Below are 20973 nucleotides of genomic sequence, written 5' to 3'. Positions count from 1 at the left end.
AACCATAGCATCCCGGTCAGAGACCGGGACGGGTCAGTTGTTTTTTCTTGCCACCACAATAATGTTTTTAAAATGATTTTTCTTTCCCTCGAGGTTAAATATTTCTGTGTAAATGACATAAATACCGGTGGGAAGCCGCTGGTTCTTTTCACCCAATCCATCCCAACGATAATTTCCCTTTATGCCGCACAAGGCATTTCGTTGAAGGGGTCGCACCATCCTGCCAGCCGCATCAAATATGGTAATATTGGCAACATATCCTGCTGATGGAAACAGGTAATCAATCGTTGCAAAATCGTCCATGCCGTCGTTATCCGGTGAAATGATCTCCGGCGTTACGGTTATTTCTCCCTGCACCTGCAGGTCAATACGGTATTGTGAATTCTTATAGGTGGGTGTGCCATATCCCACGCTGGTTGCAGCCGAATGCCAGTTATCCGGGTTTTGGGTGGCTGCATTATGATCTATCCGCTCCAATGCAACTCCTTCCCGGTTATCCATAAGTTTGAAATGCCATTTTTCATCATAGCTCAGCTCATCTACAATAGCTCCCTGTGCATTCAGGATGATCACATCTCCGTTATCATCATTATAAGAAGGCATGGAAGGAATGGTTGCGAATGCATTCATATTAAATGTGATGAAATCTCTCTTCACGATCTCCGGGTCTTCGGTCAGCACCATAAAATCCTGCGGGAAAAGTAAATAATTATCAGTACTCAGCTGTTTGATATTGCTTATAACGCCTGCACTGCTGCGATTGGCAATGTATAGCTGTTTAAGATCAATGATCCTGTTGCTGCGGTTGTATACCTCCACATAATCTGTCCCGCCAGCTGCCGGGTTGAAAAGTACCTCATTGATAACAACATCCAGGCTGCCGGCCATCTCATTTAACCCAACCCTTGCTGTATTCTCCGCCCCGATGATATTATTCATGCAATCAGGAACAGCCGATACAGTAACCGTATATATTTTATTACGGCTGAGTGGCGCATTTAACCGCAAATTCACTTTATCAAAAACCGGCGCAATTGTAATTGCTGATTGAGGTGTGCCAATACCATCACTGATATGGTAATTAGCGGTTGTTGCAGCCTTTAAACTGTCCAGGGGTTCATCAAATACCAATACAATATTCATACTGTCTGTTGTAAAGGCCCGCAACAGCCGGGGCGCTGTTATATCTTTATTGACTCCATCCACTGAATTCTTTTTCCCGGGCGTTCCACCTTTTATATCAACGCTTGCTTTCCAGTTGCCAAAGCCGCTGCAGGGATTTTTGCTGTCGATCATTTCCAGCGTCCAGCCACCGTCTTTTTTGAGTTCATTGCGGTACCATCCATCGGTATAACTGACCGAATGGATGACCAGGTTCTGCACACTGCGTAAATAGATCAGGTCGCCGGTATTATCCAGTGAGGGGAAGCCGCTGACAGAAATGACCGGCCCGTATGCACTCATGGCAGCAACAGCACCTGCCGTGCAGACAATGACAAAACTATCAGGCATTAAATTATAAGAAGGCATCGGCCCGCTTTGACCGCCTGCATCCCCGATCCTCCAGCCGGATAAATTAATGGCTGATAAAGAAGTATTGCGCAATTCGATCCATTCGTTATTGGGTAAACCGGTAACAGGAGCGGGATCGGCCATTAATTCATCTATCACGATGTCGTAGCGGTTGGCAACCTGCCCGGTACTGCTGCCGGTGAGCAGTGCTGCAAAGAATAAGATCAAAACCGGTTTACTCATATTAACCATATAAAACATCCGGATCAAATAAGGGTTGCTGAATACAGGTCTTTCAAAGGATATGCGGACCGGTTTGGATGGGCTGCATTAAGTTGGTAATTTCGCTGCTTCAATATTACCCCATTGCAGAAAGCCCTGCAATGTTTTTTAACCAATAAAATCTGTGTAAAAAATGAAAGTTGCTGTTGTTGGCGCCACCGGCCTGGTAGGAACTAAAATGCTTCAGGTGCTGGCCGAAAGGAATTTCCCCGTTGATGAGCTGATCCCTGTTGCTTCTGAAAAGAGCATCGGTAAAGAAGTGACCTTTAAGAATAAACAATATAAGATCGTGAGCGCCGATGATGCCATTGCAGCCAAACCCAATGTGGCCATTTTTTCTGCCGGCGGAAGCACTTCCCTGGAACTGGCACCAAAATTTGCTGCAGCCGGAATTACCGTGATCGATAATTCCAGCGCCTGGCGCATGGACCCGTCCAGGAAACTGGTGGTACCGGAAGTAAATGCTGCTGTGCTGACCAATGAAGACAAGATCATAGCCAACCCGAACTGCTCTACCATACAGATGGTGGTGGTGCTTAAACCGCTTCATGAAAAATATAAAATAAAGAGGGTGGTGGTAAGCACGTACCAGAGTGTAACGGGTACCGGTGTAAAAGCGGTAACACAGCTGATGAATGAACGCAAAGGCATTGAAGGTGAAATGGCCTATAAATACCCCATCGACCTGAATGCGATACCGCATATTGATGTGTTCCTGGACAATGGTTACACCAAGGAAGAAATGAAGATGGTAAATGAGACGAAAAAGATCATTGGGGATGACAGCATCCGGGTTACCGCCACCTGCGTACGCATTCCTACCATGGGCGGGCACAGCGAAAGCGTGAACATAGAATTTGAGAATGATTTTGACCTGGATGAAGTGAGGGATATCCTTTCAAAAGCGCCCGGTGTTGTGGTAAAGGATGATGTGGCCAATTTCATTTACCCCATGCCCCTGACTGCATTTGACAAGGACGACACGTTTGTGGGCCGGATAAGAAGGGATGAAACACAACCCAAAACACTCAATTGCTGGATCGTGAGTGATAACCTCCGAAAGGGCGCTGCCACCAATGCGGTGCAGATCGCAGAGTATTTGCTGAAAAAAAATATGTTGTAACCCCCTCCGCCCGCCCCTATCCCCTAAAGGGGGGACTGATTATGTAGAAGAACTAAGCAAAGATCGAATCGAAATATTTTTATACAAAAGAGCCATCAGAAATTGATGGCTCTTTTGATATTAATAAAACATAATCTTCGCATGGTTCCCCCTTTAGGGTATGGGGACTAATTGATCACCCAGGTCTCACTGCCTCTTAATAATTTATCCAGGTCTCCCTTTCCTCTTTTGGCGATCACTTCATCTATCTGCATGGTCATGCTGTCTTCGTAGCAGGCCCTTTCGGTTTCATAGAACACCCCGAATGGTCTTGGCAGGTGTCCTTCCAGTCTCGGGTCATCAAACATGCGGATCAGTATCTGTGCCTTATAAAAATCTTTTTCATCATGCACCCAAAGGTCGTCGGTACTTGCGCCTGCAGCCAGGTCAACGATCACGGGTTTAAACCCGTCTAATTTGATCCCCTTGTTTTGGGTGGCGCCGAATATCAATGGTTTGCCCTGTTCCAGGAACAGTACTTCATCCGGCTTGGTCTTTTTCTCGGTAAAGATCTCAAAAGCGCCATCGTTGAAGATGTTGCAGTTCTGGTATATCTCCAGAAAAGAAGCGCCCCGGTGTTCCTGTGAACGGATCAGCATGGCCTGCAGGTGTTTCGGATCCCTGTCCATGGTACGGGCAATGAAACTTGCATCGGCGCCCATGGCCAAAGCCAGTGGATTGAAAGGGTGATCGATACTTCCGAACGGGGTTGATTTGGTTATTTTATGCTCCTCCGAAGTTGGAGAGTATTGTCCCTTCGTCAGACCATAGATCTGGTTGTTGAACAGCAGCACATTCACATCAAAATTCCTGCGCAGCAGGTGAATGGTATGGTTGCCGCCAATGCTCAGTCCGTCCCCATCCCCGGTAACGATCCATACACTCAGTTCGGGTCTTGCCGCCTTTAATCCGCTGGCTACCGCTGTTGCCCTGCCATGGATGCTGTGCATGCCATAGGTATTCATATAATAGGGAAAGCGGCTGCTGCAGCCAATACCGGAAACGATCACAATGTTCTCTCTTGGAATACCCAGCGTTGGCATCACTTTCTGCACTTGTGCCAAAATGGAATAATCTCCGCAACCAGGGCACCAGCGTACCTCCTGGTCGGTTACAAAGTCTTTTGAAGTAAGCGGGGCGGCTGTTGTTGCTGTATCACTCATAGGTCTTGCTATTGAGGCCTAAAGTTAAGAAATATCGAACAAGGAACAAGGGTAAAAATATCGAACAGGGAACAAGGAATATTGAACAAGGAAGTTATCCGGCGGTATCATCCTTTTTGGCTACATTATTCCCTTTGGCAGTTTCTATACTTTTTACAAAAATGGATATTAGCTGGTTGTTTTCGTCCAGGACAGGCACCAGCTTCTCTTCTGCATACCATTTCCGCTTCCTGATTATCCGGAGGCAATTATATGTTTCCCTTAATTCCTTAGCTGCTATTTTCATTTTATGAATAAAATCGCTTCTTGATTCCGCACTCCGGGCCTCTCCATAATTTAAAGCCGGGGCTGTCCCGCTTCTTACCAATTGGCCAGCGATATGGTTACCCGCCAGGCTTTTAGGAAGTACTTCAGAAATATCAATGATCATGCCTGCAAAGTTGATAAGGCGTTCATCAAGGTCAAATTTCCTTTCCATAACAACAACTATAGTAATAAATATCTGCTATCGCTCCAAATTCGGCAATTTCAAGAATATGAGAAAGGGAAAAACAACCGTTTTCACTTCATCATTCCCCATTCTTTGTTCAGTATTCAATCCCTCTTTGCACAAGGAATATCGAACAAGGAACAAGGAATATTGAACAAGGAACGATATGCTGATAAAAATACGACTTCATCATTCGGCATTCCTTGTTCCTTGTTCATTATTCAAAAGTTCCTCCCAGTATTCCGCTGCCCGCCTCGTATGCGGGATCACGATCGTTCCCCCCACAATATTCGCCACGGCAAAAACTTCGTACATTTCTCCGGTGCTAACCCCCAGCTCATGCGATTTTCCCAAATGGTACTTTATGCAGTCATCGCAGCGCAGCACCATACTGGCCACCAGGCCCAGCAGTTCCTTTGTCTTTACATCCAGCGCCCCGGCGGCATAGGTGTTTGTATCCAGGTTCCACAACCGCTTTATCACCAGGTTTTCCTTGCTTAAGATGACCTCGTTCATTTTGGTGCGGTAGTCGTTGAATTCTTTTACTAAGTTGCCCATACATTTGATTTTATTGAGCCATAAAATTAACCCGGCCCTGCTGCATTTCAAATTTTTACTGGCGGGCGGGAAAACACGCAGGCTGGTTAAACAAGACCGGTCATTTAAAATGACCACCGATGCCTTACATATATTGATGAAACTGTTATAAATTGGCAAAGCATTACTAACCGCATGAAGGAATTTTTCAGAAAATATAAAAAGGAAGCAGCCCTGGTCACGGGTCTGTTACTCTGCCTGTTCTTCTTTTTTGTAAACCCGCTGGGCCTCGACCTTAAGGCAAAGCTGGTATTGTCCATTGCCGTACTGATGATAAGCTGGTGGGTGCTGGATGCCATGCCGCTGGCGGTGGTGGCCCTGCTGCCCCTGGTCTTATACCCCCTGCTCAGTATCAATTCCATTAAAGAGACGTCCAGATCCTATTCCGATTCCATCATCTACCTTTTTATGGGCGGCTTCTTCCTGGGTATGGCCATCGAGAAATGGAACCTGCACAAACGCATCGCCCTCAGCATCATAAAATTCACCGGAACGAACGGCAATAATATCATACTTGGCTTTATCCTGGCAACAGGTTTTTTAAGCATGTGGCTGAGCAATACCGCCACCACCATGATGATGTATCCCATCGGGGCATCGGTCATTCATGTCATCAGCAAACATGCCGACCCCAATGCCAATATCAAAAACTTTTCACTCACGCTGATGCTGTCGCTTGCCTATGCCAGCAATTTCGGCGGCATAGCCACCATCATTGGTACGCCGCCCAACGTGGCCTATATACGGCACCTGAATGAACACTACAAACACGGGATCGACTTTGCCAACTGGATGATGCTGTGCATGCCCCTGGCGGTCATTTTATTACTGGTGCTTTACCTCGTTATGGTGAAATGGCTGTATCCCAATCATCTTGCCCACAGCCTGGAAGGCAGGAATTTCATACATGCCGAGCTGAAAGAAATGGGTAAGTTTTCCCGCCAGGAAAAAAGGGTGCTGATCGTTTTTTGCAGCACGGCATTTTTATGGATCAGCAAGGACCTCATCAATGCTTCGCAGAAATTATTCCAGTTAGATGACAGCATCATTGCCATGACCGGTGCCATCAGCCTGTTCATGGTGCCAAGCGGCAGAACCAAAGAAGATCCGGATGAACGCCTGCTGGAATGGAGTGATACCCGGAACATGGCCTGGGGCATCCTGCTATTGTTTGGCGGCGGCATTGCCCTGGCCAAATCCCTGGAAGATGCGAAGCTGATGCAAAGCCTCGGGCAATACATTGCCGGCTTTGCCACAGACAATATACTGGTGCTGATCTTTGTGGTGACCCTTATCTCCGTTTTCTTGAGTGAAGTGATGAGCAATATTGCCCAGGTGATTGTGATGGCGCCTGTAATTTCTGCCGTGGCGGATGCATTACAGATCAATCCGCTGCTGCTGGGTATACCCATGACACTGGGAGCCAGCTGTGCCAGCATGATGCCCATGGGTACGCCACCCAATGCCATCGTATTTGCCAGCGGTCATATCAAACTGAACCAGATGCTTAAGACCGGGTTTGTGCTGAATATCATTTGTGTTATACTCATTACATTGTTCAGCTGGTTATTACTTCCGTTAATAGTGCCTGGATTTTAATTGAACATTGATGGTTAAGCATTGAACCCGACTGCCAGACGGGCAGGTATTGAGCATTAATACGTAAAAGATTCACTTCAAAAGACAATATTCAATAATCAATGCTCAATATTCAATTTTCAAGTGGGAAGTAAGCTAACATCAGCAGAATGCTTTTTCATTGAGCATTGATAGTTGAACGTTGAACCCGACTCACTCGTCCCGGTCTCTGACCGGGATGCCATGGTTCCGAGTCTACGACTCAATCCTCACTTATCTTTTTTGCAGTTCTCTAAAAAGTCTTTGACCCCCAACAGTATCTTATCAGCTATCTGCTGCTGGAATCTTTCATCCAGGATTCACTCGTCCCGGTCTCTGACCGGGATGCAATGGTCCCGAGTCTCTGACTCATTCCTCACTTATCTTTTTTGCAGTTCTCCAGGAAATCCTTTACCCCAAGGAGTATCTTATCCGCTATCTGCTGCTGGAATCTTTCATCCAGGATCTTCATCTCATCTTCGGGATTGCTGATGAAGAGCGTTTCCACCAGTGCATTGGGATACTCGGTAGGACTGTTGAGCATGAAATTGAAACTGCTGTTATTGCCGTGTTCTTTCAGCTCAAGTTCCAGCATGCGTTTGTAGATGAAATTGCTCAGGCTGCGGAATCCGGCGTAGCGGTAGAACGTGCTGGTGCCCGTAACCCGGATGGGATCGGCAGCAGAATTCAGGTGAATGCTGATGAGCAGGTCGGGCATGCTGTCGCGGTAAAATAAAATGCGTTCTTTGTTGTCAACAAATTTCTCTGTCGTTCTTGTCATGATCACTTTAGCGCCCGCCGCTTCCAGTGTTTTCTGCAGTTTCAATGCAACGGCCAGCGTGAGCATTTTTTCTGAAGAGCCTGTTGGGCCGCCTGCACCGCTGTTGGTTCCGCCATGCCCGGCATCCACGGCAATGGTCAGATCATTCAGTGCCAAACCGGTTGGCTGCCGTTTTATCTTTATCACCAGGATATTGCCCCGGTAATAAATGCTGTGCCCCCAGTGCTGTGCATGTTTCAGTTCAATGGTAATGCGGAAGATCTCGTCTTCGATCTGTTCGTACGAAACATTCTTTATCTCTTTTGTATTCTCCAGTTGCGTTATCCAGTTGGTATTATTGGTGGCGCCAAAAACATCCACCACGATCTTCGAGGGATCAACGAGTTGAAAACTCTGGTAAGGCAACCGTGCAGACAGGCCCAGTTGCACATAATCAAAACTGCTGTCGCCGTACACGGTCCACCTGCCGGTAAGTGATTCGGGCGTAAAACTTCCCTTGGGCAGGAACTCAACCGCATCCTCATCAATAAAAGCGGTACGGTATTTCGACAGGCGTACTTTGTATTTGGTTCCAACCTTACCCACGATCTTCAGCAGCACGTTCGAATCGAGGTAACCGATCTTGGCGCCGCCCAGCCGGTCATCACCCAGTCCGAATAATAAATAAGCAAGTCGTCCTTTGGTGACTGCAACATCCGGCGCCATCGGGCCAAACATGCTCACCCAGGTCTTTGTTTCTTTTGTAACTGTTTTGCCGGTTGAATCGGTAATGCTGACCGGAATTTTTGAAACCAGGAAACTGTCTGTTTCTTTTACCAGGTACTCGCCCTGGTATATGCCGGGCATTTTATTGTTGGGCATTTCCCATAACTGAACATGCTGGTTAGCCATCACTTTACAGCCGGTGAGTGCCTTCACCCTGAATTTTATCCGGTCTCCCGCCTGTACAAATAAATTTCCTTCGGGAAATGTTTCAATGCTGGCGATCTCCAGTGTTTTGACCGTATCGGGTGGGGGCGGCAATGTATAGGTGTAGGTTATTCTTTTAACCGTGGTCCTGTCGGGCGGAAAGAAAGCAACCAGGTTAAAGGCGGTATCGCCGGGTTTCAGGTTCAGCTCATAGGCAAAGGCGCCGGTGGGGTAAACTTTTACCGGCTGGTCGTTGATGCTCAGTCCGCAGCTTTTGCAGGTGCTGCCCACCACAAACTGGCGGGAGGTCTTTACGTTGTTCTGCTCGTTGGTTGGCTCCACCAGCTTTATGAACGGTTTTTCGGACTGTGCAAAACCATTTATGGCAGCCAAAACAGATATCATTGTCAGCAGGAATTTCATGGAGGAAAGATAACTCAAAATACGTTGAGTGCTGGTTAATAATTGGTAAAAACAGTTGCCGTTACTATGTGGTTTTTCTTTTCTTTTTTTTGATACATCTCCATGGAAGAACACGAGATCCTGAGCCGCATCTTGTGAACCCGGGTCTGAAAATCACCGGAATTTAGTGTGAAAAACAACTCAATTTATTTTGTTGGCGGCTTTACTTTAGAATTGGATGTCACAATTTGTGACATCCAATTCTAAATGGAACAATATGACCAAGAATACTAAGATCCCCATCATTTCTGATGAGCTGGTGATGAATAATATCTATCTTATCCGTGGGCAAAAGGTAATGCTGGATTTTGATCTGTCAATTCTTTATAAAGTTGAAACAAAGAGATTGAATGAGCAGGTAAACAGGAATAAAGAAAGGTTTCCAGAAGATTTTATGTTCCGGCTTACAAAAGATGAATATGAAAACTTGAGGTCGCAAATTGCGACCTCAAGATGGGGTGGTACAAGGTACATACCCATGGCCTTTACCGAACAGAGCGTAGCCATGCTTTCCTCGGTATTGAACAGCCCAACCGCTATCGCCGTAAACATCCAGATCATATACGTGTATTCACCCGGATGAGAGCCCTGCTGATGACCCATAAAGACATACTGCTACAACTGGAAAAAATAGAAAAGAAAATGGGTAAACACGATGAGCAGATCGCCCTGGTCTTCAGCTATCTCAATAAATTGCTGAACCCGCCACAGCCACACCGGACAAGGATCGGCTTCAGGAGGAAGGATGAGAAGGATTAAATCACCTGCTTAATTACTATTCAGTCCGGATAAAAGATGTATCTCCCAAGATATCAATATAAAACCAATAGCGGGTTCCTTGATTATGAATTCTTCAGTGAAGGACCTAAAGGAAAAATAAAAAAAGTTATTCGCTACACAAAGATCGGCGATGCTGTTTTTAACCTTGCCTTTGGCGACCTTGATGAAGCAACAGGAGAAATAAGTGATACTGTTGTTACCAATAATAACGACAGCCGGAAGGTATTGGCAACTGTAGCAGCCACCGTATATGATTTACTGACCAATACCCAGGCTCACTGGTTGTCGCTAAGGGCAGTACGCTTTCAAGAACAAGACTTTACAGAATGGGTATAACCAATTACCTGGAACAGATCAGTTCAGAATTTGATATATCCGGATTAATAAACGGAAGCTGGGAGCAATCTACTGAGCGAAGGGATTATGAGGCCTTTTTGATACACAGGAAATAATTTGTAAATTTGAATCATGGGTGTAATAGCTAAAAATAAAAGCAAAGCAAAAGGTAAAAAACCCAATGCTGTAATTGACAGCAAGGTCGGCAATTACGAAAAGCATCCCTTTTTTGTGAAAAAAGCGAATGCTGCAAAAGCATTATTAAAAGCTGTTGGCCTGCCCAAACAACCGGCAAAAGTTAAATAACCTCCCAATAATTAATTGTATATGCATCAATGGACGGTTGATGCTTTTTTGTTTTTGAGCCGTTCCGGAGACGTATCGGTTTCAGAAGGAAGAATGATCCCTTACTTCTTCTCCTTGTGCCCCCACTCGATCTCATAACTGATGCCCACCAGTAAGAACTGCTGGTTGATATGCCCCCAGGTAAACATATACTCTGCGTGCGGCGACCATCTATCCAGCAGGAAGACGATCCCGGCGCCCGTATTAAAAGACCAGAAGCGTTCGTAGATACTTTCGCCGTTAACCCGGTTGAGTTCCCTTTCGGAAGTATGGCTGATGCCGCTGAGCGGGTAAAGTTTTACCGTTCTGCTCACCGGAAGCAGGTAGTGAAAATTCAGGTCAAAGTCCCAGGCCGAGATCTCCATCGGCTCTTGTCCTTTAACCCGTTTCACCGGGAAGAAGCGGTTCATTTCAATGCCGCCGATGAGGCGTTCATTAAAATGGTAGAATCCGCTCACATTAAGCCCGTTGAGCTGGTGGCGCATGTTACGAATGGACGCCAGGTCGATGCTGGCCGTTCTTTGTGCGCCCGCACCCAGGGCAGGCAGCAGGAGGAGGACGATAAAAAACCTCCTTATGCGATGGAAGATTTTCATGGTACAAAAAAAGTGGCTTAGCCGCCGGATTCTGATGAGCCGGGTGGGTTTGGTTGCTGATTAATGTCAGGTATTATAAAAATAACGGTGCCGTTCACCTGTGCCCGTCTTTTAGGTAGTATCTAAGTTTAAAAATTGTTGTCAGCCTGAGCTTGTCGAAGGCGATTATTAAATCGGTTTCGACAAGCTCAACCTGACAGCTCATTTTAATGAAGAATTCGATTTTAAACTGAGACACTACCGTCTTTTATTGTATTTTGTTCAATCAAAAACAGATCCATATGCGGCAACTACTAAAGCAATCCGGAGCGATCGTATTTTTTATCATACCCCTTTTTGCGCAGGCGCAGCAGCCCACCTACTCCAAAGACATTGAAGCGAAAATAAAACAGGTTGAAACCAATTTAAGCGGCTGGCTGCAGATACAGGACAGTATGAATGAGTGGACCCTGCAGGAACGGATGGCCTATTATAAATTACGTGGCCTGAGCATCGCCGTGATACATAACTATAAGATTGAGTGGGCACGTGGTTATGGCCTGGCCGATACCGCAACAAAAAAACCGGTTACCACACAAACACTTTTCCAGGCTGGGTCTATCAGCAAATCGTTGAATGGCGTGGGCGTATTAAAACTGGTACAGGATAAAAAAATTGACCTTTACGCCGACATTAATAATTATCTCCGCAGCTGGAAGTTCCCTTACGACTCTTTATCAAAAGGGAAAAAGATCAGCACGGCCAATTTACTCAGTCATACTGCCGGGCTAACCGTGCATGGTTTCCCGGGCTATGCCAATGGCGATACCATTCCTTCTTTACCCGAAGTGCTCAATGGCAAAGCGCCTGCCAATACCGGGGCGGTACGCTCACAATTTGAGCCGGGACTGCGTTATCAATATTCCGGTGGCGGTACTACCATTACCCAATTGATGCTGCAGGATATTACGCAGCAGCCTTATGATGTGTATATGTGGCAAAACGTTTTAAAACCCCTGGGTATGACGATGAGTTCCTACACCCAGCCACCCGCTGCAAACAATCAAAAATTTTTAGCAACCGGTTACCGCGATGACGGCAAAGAAGTAGATACCCGGTTTCATTTATATCCCGAGCAGGCTGCCGCCGGCTTATGGACAAACCCCACCGACCTTTCAAAATACATCATTGAAACGCAGCTTTCCCTGGAGGGCAGGTCAAATAAAGTACTTGATCAGCAAATGACGGCATTGCGGCTGACGCCTTATATCGACAGCAATGCGGCATTGGGCGTTTTTATTGAGACGAAAGGCAACAATAAATATTTTGGCCACAATGGTGCAGACGAAGGGTTCCTGAGCGCCTATAAAGGCAGTTTTAAAAATGGCGATGGCGTGGTGGTGATGGTGAACAGCGACAACGGCAGTATTTTAAATGAAGTGATCAACAGCGTGGCCAAAGTATATGGATGGAAAGATTATTATAAGCCCCTGGTAAAAAAACTGGTTACCGTTCCGGACGCTGTGCTGGATGCGTATACCGGGGATTATTTAATAAATGGCGATACCATAACCATCAGCCGCAACGGGGGCCAGTCGTTATTTACGGTAAACCGCCGGGATGTGTATAAGATCTATTTCTCTTCTCCCGAAGAATTTTTTGCCAAAGAGATAACGATCCTTTTCAGTTTTGAAAAAGACGCCACCGGAAAGGTAACCGGTTTTTATTTTAAGCGGGGCGAGAGAAAAATGACTGCGGTAAAGATCAACTGAGCAGGCAGGCGGTAAGGCAAACATCCGTAGATTTATGGTATGGCAGATGTGCATACACCCCGGCAACGTAGCTATAATATGCAGCAGATCCGCAGCAAGGATACGAAGCCTGAGATGCTGGTACGCAGGTTTCTGCATGCAAACGGATACCGTTACAGGCTCCACGTTAAAAATCTCCCCGGTAAACCGGATATTGTTTTACCCAAATACCGAACGGTGATTTTTGTGCATGGCTGTTTCTGGCATGGGCATAAATACTGTAAGTACTTTGTTATGCCGAAGACAAGAACCAAATGGTGGATGGATAAGATAAACCGGAATAAGGCTAATGATGAAAAAGTCATAAAAACCTTGAAAAAAGATAACTGGAAGGTGATGGTTATTTGGGAATGCAGGTTAAAGCCCCAGAGGCTTGAAAGAACATTATATTCTATTCTTAAAAAGTTATGTTGATTTTCCCATTTATTTGGGGTAAAACTCCAGGAACTTCAATTTACATGTAGTAATATTGCTCCCTGAATGAGCAGTAAACAAATCCCTATAATAGATTTATTTGCAGGACCAGGTGGCCTTGGTGAAGGTTTTACTTCAGTTGTAAATGATAAGAATGAGCGGTTTTTTAAAATTGTTTTGTCCATTGAAAGAGATGAGTTTGCACATAAAACACTAACACTGCGAAGTTTTCTTCGCCAGTTTCCAGTCAATCAGTTCCCACCGGAATATTATCAGTTTGTCCGGGGAGAAATAAAAGAAGTTGAAGATCTGTATAAACTTTACCCGGAACAAGCCAATGCTGCAAAATATGAAGCATGGAGATTTTCATTGGGAGATCAGAAAGACCATGAACAAATTGATAAGCGAATCAGAGAGTCGCGTAAAGGTGAAAGAAATTTTCTTTTAATCGGAGGCCCTCCCTGTCAGGCATATTCATTGGTAGGCAGGGCAAGAAGACAGGAAAAGGAAGGATTGAATAAAGAAGATGAAAGAGTTTATCTATTTAGGGAATATTACAGAATTCTTGCAAAGCATCAACCTGCGGTTTTTATAATGGAAAATGTGAAAGGTCTGCTGTCTTCAAAAGTAGAAAATGAATCCATTTTCAAGGAGCTGTTGAACGATCTGAGAAATCCTGTTGAATCATATAGAAAACTGCATGGGGAAAATAAGATACCAAAAAGCAAATATGGATATAAGATATTTTCACTGGTAAAAAGACCTAATAAAAAGAATTTTTTTACGGAAGAATTCCGTCCTTCAGATTTCATTATCAGAGCAGAAAAATATGGAATCCCTCAGACAAGACACCGTGTTATTTTATTAGGCATAAGAGAAGACATTACTTTAGAGCCCAATATTCTGATTCCGGCCGAAAAACAAATTTCTGTTCAAGATGTATTAGCAGGTTTGCCAGCCCTTCGCAGTGGATTGTCAAAAGAAAAAGACGGAAAACAGGAATGGAAGGCGGCTTTAGAATCGCTAAGATCTCCAGGATTAAAAAAACAGATTGATGAGGTTGTGTGGAATAAAATGATGCAGGTTATCGACAATATTTCTATACCACGTAAAGACAGAGGGAATCTGTATGTAGATTTTGATGCTTCTGTAAACTATAGACCAGAGTGGTATCTTGATAAGATGCTTAAAGGCGTTGCCAATCATGAAGCCAGGGGTCATATGAGAAACGATCTATGGCGATATTTATTTGTTTCCTGTTTTGGAAAGATTAAAGGCCGTTCTCCAAAATTGGAGGATTTCCCTTCTTTACTTTTACCAAACCATAAGAATGTAAAAACAGGCGACTTTGTAAAACGTTTTATGGTTCAGCTACCAGGAGAACCATGCAAAACAATAACCAGTCATATTTCAAAAGATGGCCATGCTTATATTTATGCAGACCCACTGCAATGCAGAAGTTTTACAGTAAGAGAAGCTGCAAGAATTCAGACATTTCCGGACAACTATTTTTTCTGTGGGCCACGAACTGAACAGTACAAGCAGGTTGGCAATGCGGTACCTCCTTTATTGGCTAAGCAAATTGCTTCAATTATTTCTAAAATCTTTCGATAAATTTAAACATCAATTAGGCAGATTTCTTTTTTAATCATTTTCTCCTCTGCTTCCATAAATAAACGATTACTAAATGCATTGTAACGATTAAAAGAATTGCGCATCTCAGTTTCACTAAATTTTTTGTGAGAAAGAAGAATTGATTCAGCCATAATCTTTGAAACACGATCATTCTCACTTAAAAGTTTATTCCCCTCTAAATGGTTCAAAAAATCCTGAAGTGAAGCATCTTCATTTTTAAATTTTTCAGATATTTTATCCAAATAGTAATACCCTTTTGTTTTATCAAATAACTTATTTCCTATCCACCAATAACGATAGCAATCAATTCGTTGGTTTCTAATTGTGTAGGAAATTGTTTTATCCTCATCATATTTTTTTTTATTAAGCGTCAACCCCAAAGATCTTCCACATATTGCCTTGGCATTAGTATTCCAGTTTTCGGGTTTCTCCGGGTCTTTTTCCCATCTCCATTTCACTACTTCTATAAAATAGAAAAGTGTGATATACTTCCAAAATTCATAATCAATTGTAGCCATCTTGGGAAGATTTAAATTTTTATGAAATATCTTGGCCATATCTAAATCAAGTCGGGGTCTTTTTATGTCGCTATTATTTTTTAATAATATAATAATCTCCTGTCGAATATTAGTTAAAGAGTTTTCCAATTCTGGATATTTTTCGCCATTAATTAAATCAATTCCTTTGTTTCTTAACTCTTTATTGAATTTATTTTGGTCCCCACTTTTTTTATAAAATAACTCTTGGTTTGAAGCTGTAATTTCTGGAGACAATAACTGAATTAAATCTTCATTATTTTTATTAATTCTATATAATTTTTCAATACTTAGCATTTCTTATAATTTTTCTTTCTGAATAGTATTAAAAAGCATCTTTTTCCACCCTGGACCCACACTTTGGATATTTTCAAAAATTAAACTAGACAATTTTAAATATTCTAAACTTTTTTTTCCCTCATCAGCTTCTTTTGTGATTTCCTCTAACTCTTTTTCCCTTTTATCACACAATTCACCAATAAATTTAATAATAATCTTATGCTCTTTTTTTTCATAATCTGGCTTACCAAATACCAACCATTTTAATAATTGTTCACAATAAGGTTGACCGACCAGTATCATTATTGCTTGAACAGTTAAATATTTATCTCCATTATTAAAAAAGTCTTTGAACTGGTTATGATAAATTAGTGTCGGGGGATCAGTTCCAAGCTTTTTTAGGTTTTTCATCACAAACATCTTGTCTTTTGTGTCTCCTGGTGTTATAGGCAATGCTGCTCCTCCAATATCATCTACTTCGTCTACATAAAATGAAATTGTCCGGTTTCTAGATAAAATAGTGAGATTTGAAAACGCAATCGTATCGCTTGTTGGATTAGAGCTTTTTGCCCTTACTAACTCACTTTGAACCTCAATCTTCCCTACAACATCGTTTAAATTAAATGGGCTAAACTTTATAGGGCTTTTCTCCAATATTTCATTGAGTAATAATCGTTTGCTTTCGATAACAAAATTTAGCTTTGGGCAGACCAAACGAATTGCCAATACTAACACTTCATTTGGATTTTCCCCGGTATTGAGTAGTTTAGGTAATTTGGATTCAAAACCAGACTTATTAGTCCAATCAGGATAAAGCTCTATTGAAATAGTATCAGTCATTTTTCTGATAGATATCTTTGAGTCATCATCATGATATATTTCATGAATGTCTATACTAAAAGAATTATACCCTCGCTCCATAGGATTGGCTTTACCTGGCGAAATTGGTAAAAGATTTCCCTCTTTATCATATACCTTTTTTTTATACTCAATTACTGGCACTGAAAAAGATTCATATGTTTTAATATCAAATTTTTTAGTACCCATATTTTAATTTATTAAAGAGTCAGTAATCTCTAAGACTGGATCCATATTTTTAAATAAATTGTTTCCTGTAATTCGACAGGTCTTTATTTCTATTACTCTTGGAATACCTTTGTCTTCTTCCTTATCAAACTCAAGAACAACTTCCGAAACGAGATTTCCATTTTCGCTTACCAAAAGTTCTTTAAACTCTGGAACACCTAAGTTTGTGAATTCTTCCTCAGTTTTAATAGCACCCTCATGAGAATTTAAATAATGTCCAAACTCAAGTTTGACTTTCTTTTCCGGATTAGATGAAGATACTTTGAGCCTCCAAGAATATCTTCCTTCTTTATCAAACCCCTCTTCTAGTGTTTCATAATTAAACCTTGGTTCACTTACCTTTTCATTTCCTACAGAGGGCAGTTTATAAAGTTTTCTCCAAAAAGAACAAATTTCATTTTTTGCAGGAGGCTTGTCATCTTTAGGAAAGAATTCTTGGATTTTTGCATAAATATTATCTAAAATTCCTTTTACCCTACTAACTGGTGCAGGAAAAGGTTGCTTTTCGAAACGTTTTAGATTGCACCTATTTAAATCTCTATCATTATGAATCAATTCATTATGTGCAGGATTTTCAGCATAGCTAAGGAACATTTCCAAATAGCTTGTCACTTCTTCAGGCTGGTTAATATTACTCATCCTTCCTGCAAAAAGCATTGCTTCAAAATTACTTTCTCCTGCTATTGTTTTAAAGTCCTGTTTTGTTCTTGGATTATATGGGTAATGATTAATTATCATACCCTTATTTCTTGTTAAAGCAACCCTGTTAACAGTTCCAATTCCTTCTTCATCTAAAAACCCCTTAAACCCTTTTTCATCTTCATTTAACACCCTTACAACTAAATCCATGGTTGCAGAAATCTTTTTATTCCCTATTTTCTTGCCATATTTTTCTTCCATTTTTTTTTGTTGAGATTTTATCAACAATGGCAGTTCAACTTTTATCGGGGCTATTTTAAATCTTTTATCTGCTTTATCAGCGCCATTATTATACCATTCTAATATTTCAAGTTTATATTTTAATTCGGGAATTTCATCTAGTTCCTTTTTGGTTAAAGTGATATTATTATCGGTGTCACCCGAAATTTTAATAAAACACTTAAGTTGTGAATTATAAATCGGGACAAACCATCTTTTAATAATTTCACGTTTTAATTCTCTGGAAATTTTTTCTGCATTCATTTCTTTAGCATCAACACCTTCTGGCCAAAATACAGGAATTAGATAAGTCGTTCCTGGATCTGTTTCTTCGCGTTTTAGCATTCCGAATTTGGCAGCCTCTTCATGAGCATTTTTATTAACAAAAGGCAAGCCTTGTTGAGGATTATTGTTAATATAATCTTTCTGAAGTTCCGGTCTTGAATACCACAAAGGGCCATTATAACTTCTATTTTCAATTCTATCAGTAAATGGAGCTAACATACCTCTTCCAATAAAACGAGCCCTTGTATCATTCCACGGTTTTTCAAGAATTGTATATGCAAACCAAAGCCATAATCCGGAACAATAGGTGTAAACCGAACTGCCTTTTCCGAAAGTGCCGCCTGATACTTCATCTTTTTCTGATTTATTAGTATGTCGCATAAGGGCGTGGTACTTTGATCCACGTTCATTGCCAGTTTCATCGCCAATTAAGCCTGTTGTGTTCTTTTCTGTAATCAGCAAGGAAAACCATTTGTCTTCATTTTTTAGAGCAAGCTTCACTTTTTCAACTTGCTCTTCAATATCTTGTGATTCACACTGATTAAAAGACTTTAAAAGCAATTCAAAATATTCTTCTCCGAGTAAAGATTTTATATTTTGTCTTTCTGCTTTCTCAAGTTTTTTTATCTCATAATGAATTTCAACACAGCTTTGATTTTTTCCTTTAGCATCAAGAATATTTTGAATGTTTTCACTTTGAAAGACTTCAATATTATGATTTGGTAAATCATCATACCTTTCAGGAATATCTGAATTCCCGGCTGTGCCTGGAGAGATTTTATAATCCATAATCATTAAATTTGAAATGTTTGTTTATATTTTATTTAGCTCAGCCGGGTGTATGAATTCATTTTGATATAAGCTTTTTCCCAATTTCACTCACCCGATATTTTACATAAATACCATCCTTTTCCTTCTCAATAAGTCCCAGTTCAAACATCCGGGCTGTAATACCTGCCCGCTGTGTATTTATTATAGCGTCGGTTGCGCTCCAAACCTTGCCATAAGTTTTTTCTATTTCCGTGTTTAGTAATTCCCGGGTAGTTTTTTCAGTGTTTACTTTTTCTAGCATCCATTTTATAGCTGCATACTCCCCCTTTACATTTTCCTTTATATGGTTTATGTAAAACAGGCTTTCCTCTTTACCCAACGATAAATCAAAATCATTCTCATCCAGTACGGGATTACTGATAGCAGAAAATTTTAACCCTGCTTCCGTTATACCTATCATTTGTTTTTTTCTTTCTTCATATACACTGCAGAATTTCATCAAAGACATAGCTCCATCCATCAGTCCATCTTTACGCAGGTAAACCATAAACTGAAATTTATAGCGACTCTGGCTTTTCTCATCTGCAGATGGCAGGCCAGGTGAGGTTTTTTCCCCTCTCATTCTGCCGTTTTTTGTTTCATGCCCTCTTAGCATTTCAGCAATATTGGTTGCTTCTTTTGCTACAATATCAAGAAATTCATTAAGCTCTATTGACTGCCTGGTTGCCAGCAGCTGATGCAGTATACGTACACCAACTTTTACAGGAAATATTTTATTTATCTGCCCCCATATCCAAGCCTGATCTTCAGGAATGTTCTGGGAAGCAAATACAAGATTTTTAAATTCGGGCGCATTAATAACCTCATTATACTCCGGAATATTTTTTAAACTGTATTTTTCAAAACTACCGGGCACAATTACAGCGCCTGTATTTGAAATTGTCTTGTTTAATGTTTCCGGCTTATAAGCCACCATCCCTTCCATGTCATTTTCTTCCAGCGACAGCTGGTTCTCAATTGCAGTGCTTACAAACTGAGATAAGGAGGTATAATTTCCATTATCCAGATATTTCTGGATTGTTTGGGCCTGTTTAGGAGCTATATCAATTAAGTACTTCATCTCTAAATTATTCAACTAATATACAACACTTTAATCTTAATTACAACACTTTGTTGTATAAATATTTTATTAAATCGCATTTTATGTACTTAATGTACTGATCCACAATATTTTAAAATCAAATAATGTCATTAACTTTGAGTTTACTACTAACCACGCTGAAATTCTATGAATCTAAATCGTTCCGAAAGGCTCGCAAATCAGGCAATTAAAAACTTGCGTGCAAAAAAACTATCAAGTGGCCTGACTTTTATGATCAACTCCGATAAATTGCCTCCAGATCAATGCTATATCGAGCATCCGGAAGGTTATATATCCCTAGTTGTTTTATCCAGGAAAATCAATGAATTTAAAGTCATTGAAAAATACTCCGAGGAAGAGAGTGATCAGATAAGAAAAAAATTCAGGCTTGCCTGATCTGTATATCATAACAGGTGCAAATGGGTCGGGGAAATCCACCTTGGGTTTTACACATTTACCAAAAATCATTCAGGATAATTATCAGATTTTTGATGGTGATAAATTGGCTATGCAAAAACGTCTCGAATTATACAGAACAAGAAAATTTTCTATTAAGGAAGCGAAACACCTTGCTGATGAATGGCTGTATGAACGTTTTGAGTCATCAGTAAAGACCTCTCTGGCAATAAAAGATGATTTTGTTTACGAAGGACATTTCCCAAGCAGTGAACACTGGAGAACAATTACAAGATTTAAAAGATCAGGTTATAAAATTCACCTGATTTTTTTTGGATTGACAAATACTGAACTTTCTGCTTTGCGTGTAAAGGAACGGGCAATACAGGGAGGACATGATGTTCCGCCCTATGAAATAGAAAGAAATTATTATGGCAATTTATTCCAACTCAATAAAAGATTCGAAAACATTGACGAATTAAAAATAGTTGATACCTCGGCTCAAACACATAAAGTACTGGCGCTTCTTAAGAATGGAGAAATAGGGTTTGCAATACATCACGGAAAATTGCCTGGATGGTTTCAAAAAGGTCTTCCAAAACTATTCCGGAAAATATCTAGCCGTGATAACAAAAATCCTTTTGGCGCATTAGAGTCAATTTGATATAGAACTTTTTTGCGTAACTCTCT

At 41.5% G+C, this 20973-nt stretch carries 17 protein-coding genes and 2 pseudogenes; 9 read left to right on the top strand and 10 right to left on the bottom strand.

What is annotated here, in order from left to right; translation table 11 throughout:
• Positions 1-33: 33 nt before the first annotated feature.
• Complete coding sequence (locus IPJ02_15680) at positions 34-1755, bottom strand: lamin tail domain-containing protein (protein ID MBK7376925.1); 1722 nt, start codon at positions 1753-1755, stop codon at positions 34-36.
• A gap of 172 nt (positions 1756-1927) precedes the next feature.
• Here IPJ02_15680 and IPJ02_15675 point away from each other — a divergent pair, with 172 nt between their 5' ends.
• Positions 1928-2917 (top strand): aspartate-semialdehyde dehydrogenase, encoded by a 990-nt coding sequence (locus IPJ02_15675; protein MBK7376924.1) that lies wholly within the window; start codon positions 1928-1930, stop codon positions 2915-2917.
• A 167-nt stretch (positions 2918-3084) separates the two neighbouring features.
• Here the strand turns inward: IPJ02_15675 and IPJ02_15670 are convergent, their stop codons facing one another.
• The 3 genes from IPJ02_15670 to IPJ02_15660 all read right to left on the bottom strand — a co-directional run bounded on the left by IPJ02_15670 (position 3085) and on the right by IPJ02_15660 (position 5167).
• Positions 3085-4119, bottom strand: coding sequence for a 2-oxoacid:ferredoxin oxidoreductase subunit beta (locus IPJ02_15670; protein MBK7376923.1), 1035 nt, complete (start codon positions 4117-4119; stop codon positions 3085-3087).
• Positions 4120-4213: 94 nt separating this feature from the next.
• Positions 4214-4597 carry a four helix bundle protein gene (locus tag IPJ02_15665; GenBank protein ID MBK7376922.1) on the bottom strand — a complete coding sequence of 128 codons (384 nt, stop codon included), beginning with the start codon at positions 4595-4597 and terminating at the stop codon, positions 4214-4216.
• A 201-nt stretch (positions 4598-4798) separates the two neighbouring features.
• Complete coding sequence (locus tag IPJ02_15660; GenBank protein ID MBK7376921.1) at positions 4799-5167, bottom strand: carboxymuconolactone decarboxylase family protein; 369 nt, start codon at positions 5165-5167, stop codon at positions 4799-4801.
• Between the two features lie 174 nt (positions 5168-5341).
• Here IPJ02_15660 and IPJ02_15655 point away from each other — a divergent pair, with 174 nt between their 5' ends.
• On the top strand, positions 5342-6805 hold the full coding sequence (locus tag IPJ02_15655) for a DASS family sodium-coupled anion symporter (GenBank protein ID MBK7376920.1): 1464 nt from the start codon (positions 5342-5344) through the stop codon (positions 6803-6805).
• A 394-nt stretch (positions 6806-7199) separates the two neighbouring features.
• Here IPJ02_15655 and IPJ02_15650 read toward each other — a convergent pair whose 3' ends face one another.
• Positions 7200-8936, bottom strand: a complete 1737-nt coding sequence (locus tag IPJ02_15650) for an N-acetylmuramoyl-L-alanine amidase (protein ID MBK7376919.1) — start codon at positions 8934-8936, stop codon at positions 7200-7202.
• Between the two features lie 256 nt (positions 8937-9192).
• On the opposite strand from IPJ02_15650, the pseudogene IPJ02_15645 reads away from it, so the two are divergent.
• The 3 genes and pseudogenes from IPJ02_15645 to IPJ02_15635 all read left to right on the top strand — a co-directional run bounded on the left by IPJ02_15645 (position 9193) and on the right by IPJ02_15635 (position 10397).
• Positions 9193-9734 (top strand): annotated as a pseudogene (locus IPJ02_15645) (ORF6N domain-containing protein).
• A gap of 36 nt (positions 9735-9770) precedes the next feature.
• Positions 9771-10207, top strand: a pseudogene (locus IPJ02_15640) (hypothetical protein).
• 16 nt (positions 10208-10223) lie between these two features.
• Positions 10224-10397: a hypothetical protein gene (locus tag IPJ02_15635; protein ID MBK7376918.1), complete on the top strand. Its 174-nt coding sequence runs from the start codon at positions 10224-10226 to the stop codon at positions 10395-10397.
• A 101-nt stretch (positions 10398-10498) separates the two neighbouring features.
• Here the strand turns inward: IPJ02_15635 and IPJ02_15630 are convergent, their stop codons facing one another.
• Positions 10499-11032 carry a hypothetical protein gene (locus IPJ02_15630; protein ID MBK7376917.1) on the bottom strand — a complete coding sequence of 178 codons (534 nt, stop codon included), beginning with the start codon at positions 11030-11032 and terminating at the stop codon, positions 10499-10501.
• Positions 11033-11313: 281 nt separating this feature from the next.
• Here IPJ02_15630 and IPJ02_15625 point away from each other — a divergent pair, with 281 nt between their 5' ends.
• From IPJ02_15625 to IPJ02_15615, 3 genes are all read left to right on the top strand, one after another.
• Positions 11314-12783 (top strand): serine hydrolase, encoded by a 1470-nt coding sequence (locus IPJ02_15625; GenBank protein MBK7376916.1) that lies wholly within the window; start codon positions 11314-11316, stop codon positions 12781-12783.
• Positions 12784-12822: 39 nt separating this feature from the next.
• A complete protein-coding gene (vsr, locus tag IPJ02_15620) occupies positions 12823-13236 on the top strand; it encodes a DNA mismatch endonuclease Vsr (protein ID MBK7376915.1) in 414 nt (137 codons plus the stop codon).
• Positions 13237-13302: 66 nt separating this feature from the next.
• Positions 13303-14850 (top strand): DNA cytosine methyltransferase, encoded by a 1548-nt coding sequence (locus IPJ02_15615; protein MBK7376914.1) that lies wholly within the window; start codon positions 13303-13305, stop codon positions 14848-14850.
• Positions 14851-14852: 2 nt separating this feature from the next.
• Here IPJ02_15615 and IPJ02_15610 read toward each other — a convergent pair whose 3' ends face one another.
• From IPJ02_15610 to IPJ02_15595, 4 genes are read right to left on the bottom strand one after another with little or no spacing between them, the layout of a single operon-like run.
• The gene (locus tag IPJ02_15610) at positions 14853-15704 is read right to left on the bottom strand and encodes a hypothetical protein (protein ID MBK7376913.1); all 852 of its coding nucleotides are present in this window, start codon (positions 15702-15704) and stop codon (positions 14853-14855) included.
• 3 nt (positions 15705-15707) lie between these two features.
• Positions 15708-16733 carry a hypothetical protein gene (locus IPJ02_15605; GenBank protein ID MBK7376912.1) on the bottom strand — a complete coding sequence of 342 codons (1026 nt, stop codon included), beginning with the start codon at positions 16731-16733 and terminating at the stop codon, positions 15708-15710.
• Positions 16734-16736: 3 nt separating this feature from the next.
• Entirely contained in the window at positions 16737-18764 is a 2028-nt protein-coding gene (locus IPJ02_15600; GenBank protein MBK7376911.1) for a hypothetical protein, read from the bottom strand.
• 58 nt (positions 18765-18822) lie between these two features.
• Positions 18823-19866 carry a hypothetical protein gene (locus tag IPJ02_15595; GenBank protein ID MBK7376910.1) on the bottom strand — a complete coding sequence of 348 codons (1044 nt, stop codon included), beginning with the start codon at positions 19864-19866 and terminating at the stop codon, positions 18823-18825.
• A gap of 409 nt (positions 19867-20275) precedes the next feature.
• Between IPJ02_15595 and IPJ02_15590 the strand changes: the two genes are divergently transcribed.
• Positions 20276-20947: a zeta toxin family protein gene (locus IPJ02_15590; protein MBK7376909.1), complete on the top strand. Its 672-nt coding sequence runs from the start codon at positions 20276-20278 to the stop codon at positions 20945-20947.
• The last annotated feature ends 26 nt before the right edge of the window (positions 20948-20973 follow it).

Source organism: Chitinophagaceae bacterium, from assembly GCA_016710165.1.
Lineage (GTDB): Bacteria > Bacteroidota > Bacteroidia > Chitinophagales > Chitinophagaceae > Ferruginibacter.
This window is presented reverse-complemented; position numbering and strand designations above follow the sequence as displayed.